4 protein-coding genes are annotated in these 2,885 nt (G+C 77.3%); 1 reads left to right on the top strand and 3 read right to left on the bottom strand.

Annotated features, from left to right (window positions below; all coding sequences use genetic code 11):
* Positions 1–2: 2 nt before the first annotated feature.
* Complete coding sequence (gene bla, locus RIM90_RS31300) at positions 3–881, top strand: class A beta-lactamase (protein WP_309064113.1); 879 nt, start codon at positions 3–5, stop codon at positions 879–881.
* 43 nt (positions 882–924) lie between these two features.
* Here bla and RIM90_RS31305 read toward each other — a convergent pair whose 3' ends face one another.
* The 3 genes from RIM90_RS31305 to RIM90_RS31315 all read right to left on the bottom strand — a co-directional run.
* Positions 925–1,251, bottom strand: a complete 327-nt coding sequence (locus RIM90_RS31305) for an antibiotic biosynthesis monooxygenase (RefSeq protein WP_309064114.1) — start codon at positions 1,249–1,251, stop codon at positions 925–927.
* Positions 1,252–1,309: 58 nt separating this feature from the next.
* The gene (locus tag RIM90_RS31310; protein ID WP_309064115.1) at positions 1,310–2,194 is read right to left on the bottom strand and encodes a hypothetical protein; all 885 of its coding nucleotides are present in this window, start codon (positions 2,192–2,194) and stop codon (positions 1,310–1,312) included.
* A gap of 429 nt (positions 2,195–2,623) precedes the next feature.
* A partial coding sequence (locus RIM90_RS31315) for a hypothetical protein (RefSeq protein ID WP_309064116.1) occupies positions 2,624–2,885 on the bottom strand: 262 nt, incomplete at its 5' end.

Below are 2,885 nucleotides of genomic sequence, written 5' to 3' on the forward strand. Positions count from 1 at the left end.
CCGTGGCGGGATGCGCCACCGCCGCCCCCGCGCGCGAGCGCGACCGGGGCTCGGCGACCCCGGCCCCCTCGGCGTCGCCGAGCCGCCGCGCCCCCGCCCCGGTGGACCCCCGGAGCCTCGCCGACCTCGAACGCGAGTACGGCGCCCGCCTCGGGGTGTACGCCGTCGCCACGGACACCGGCGCGACGGTGGTCCACCGCGCCGACGAACGCTTCGCGTTCTGCTCCACCTTCAAGACGCTCGCCGCCGCCGCGGTCCTCCACCGCGACCCGCTCACCCGTCTGGACGAGCGCGTCACCTACACCCGGGCCGACCTCGCCGCCCACTCACCGGTCGCCGAGCAGCACGTCGCGACCGGCATGACCGTCCGGCAGCTGTGCGACGCCGCCGTCCGGTACAGCGACAACACGGCCGCCAACCTGCTGCTGCGCGACATCGGCGGCCCGCGCGGACTCACCGCGTACCTGCGCGGACTCGGTGACCGGGTGAGCCGTCTGGACCACTACGAGCCCGAACTGAACCGCAACCCGCCCGGAGACCCGCGCGACACCACGACGCCCCGGGCGATCGCCGCCGACCACCGTGCCCTCGTGCTCGGCGACGCCCTGCCCGCCGCGAAACGCGCCCTGCTGAAGGACTGGATGGTCCGCAACACCACCGGCGACCGGCGCATCCGGGCCGGAGTGCCCCGGGGCTGGACGGTGGGCGACAAGACCGGCACCGCCGACTGGGGCCGGGCCAACGACGTCGCCGTGCTCTGGCCGCCGCGCACCGCGCCGCTGGTGCTGGCCGTCCTGACCGACCGCCCCGACCGCGAGGCCGCCCCCAGCGAACCGCTGATCGCCGAGGCCACCCGCCGCACGCTCACCGCCCTCGTCTGACCCGGGCGCACCGGCCACCGGCGGCGTCAGTTCCGCGGTGGCGTCAGTCCTGCCTGGGTCCGGTCTGCTGGACCACCTCGAAGGACCACAGCGTCGCGTCCGTGGCCGCCGGCCCGGGGCGGTCGCCCTGCGCGCCGCCACCGCCGTGCGCGGCCTGGCCGCGGCCGGCCATCCAGCGCTGGAAGTCCTCCTCGGTCCGCCAGCGGGTGTAGACGAGGTAGGTGTCGGTGCCCTCGACGGGCCGCAGCAGTTCGAACCACTCGAACCCGTCCGAGCCCTCCACCGCCCCCGCCCGCGCGGCGAACCGCTGCTCCAGCGTCTCGCGCTGCTCTTCGGGGACGGTGAGTACGTTGATCTTGACGATGCTCATGCCCGTGATTGTCCCGCAGGGCGGCCGGGGACGTGCGGGAACGCCCCGGCGTCAGGCCTCAGCCGAGGCAGATGACCAGCAGGCAGAGCCGGGACGAGTCCGGCGAGGTCGTCGAGGGGGCGGAGGGCGTGGCGGGCGCGGGCTGCGCGCCGCCGCGGTCCGCGCCGCCGCTTCCGTCGCTCCCGCCGGTGTCGTCGGTGGCCTGGGGCGGTGCCGCCGGTGGGACCGCCGCACCGGAATCACCGGAGCCGGTGCCCGGAGCCGGGCCGGTGGCCGTGTCCGGGGCGGGGGTCGGCGCGGTGGTCCGGGGCCGCGCCGGCACCGGCGTGCGCGTGGTCGCCGCGCCGTCCGTGCGGGCGCCGGACGGCGTGGTGGACGCCGGCGCGGCACCGTCCGGACGCCGGTCCCCGTCACCGGCCGGGGGCGACTGAGCGGAACGCCCCGGGGCGGACGGGTGACTGCCGGGCGGGGTCGTGGGCCCGGAGTCGCGGTCCTGGTCCGCGGGCCCCTTCGCGCCGCCCATGCCCGCGACGTCGGGTGCGGTGGAGGCCTGGGCGCGGTCGCCGGTCCCCCGGTCCGTCGAGGCGAGGGTCAGCCCGCCGCCGACGAGGGCCACGGCCGTCGCGACCAGGGCACGCCGCTGGGTCTTCCTCCACCGGGCCAGCTGCCGCCGCCGCGCCGCCCGCCCGGTGGGCGCGGACATCGCCGGCGGCACGTCATCCGACGGCACCTCCTCGGCAGGGGCGGGCCCCACCGTCGCACCCTCACCGGGAGGACCGGCGTCCGTACGGCCGGAAGGCGCCACGGCGACCGTCGACGTCGCCGCTCCCGGAACGGCGTGGCCGCCGATCACGCCGGGCGCGATGTCCGGGGCGCAGGCACCGCAGCCGGGGCACACCAGGGCGCCGTTCAGGTGCCGGCGACACGTGGAGCAGTAGTCCATCCGCTGTCTTCCTGGGTTGACGTACCGACGCCCGCCGGGGCGAGGGACCGGAGCGGGGACAGCAACGCTAACGATCCCCACGCGCCACTGTGTGCAGCCTGTGTGCCACTCCTGCGCACATTCTCCGCACACCTCGCGGCCATGCCGTGAGCAGGCGCGTCGCACCGCCGCGCCGCCGCCCCGCGAACCGGGCACCGGCCAACGGCCAAGGGGAGGAGGAGAGGTGGGGCCCGACTCCCGCCGTCACGACCGGAAGGCGCCTGCCGGGGACCCGCGCACCACGAACGGAGGGCGAGCTGGGGCGGCGTCGGGCACTTGTCGACGCGGCGGCGGGTGTCCCGCCGGGAGCGGCCGACGTGCCGGCCGGGGCTGCGAAGGCCGAGCGGTTCCGCTGCGTGATCCACCTGTGCGGTGCTCCCCGCACGAACATCACGACGCCTCGCGGAAGGGCTCGGCCCCCAGGGTGCGGAAGGCCACGTGGTGACCCGGCGCGTGTTCCGCTACGTCCCGTTCGCCGTCGCGCAGGACCGGGCCGCGGAACCGGAGCACGAGGCCCGGTGAGTGTCCGGCGACGAAACGGAGTGCGGCGCGGGGTCCGGCACGCGCAGCGGGCTCGGGACCGGCCGAGGAGCGGCGGCGCAGGCACACGCGGGAGACCGGGCACCAGCGCCGCCGCCGGAACTCCGGCGAC

Origin of the sequence: Streptomyces sp., assembly GCF_031181555.1 — a bacterium.
GTDB lineage: Bacteria > Actinomycetota > Actinomycetes > Streptomycetales > Streptomycetaceae > Streptomyces > Streptomyces fimbriatus.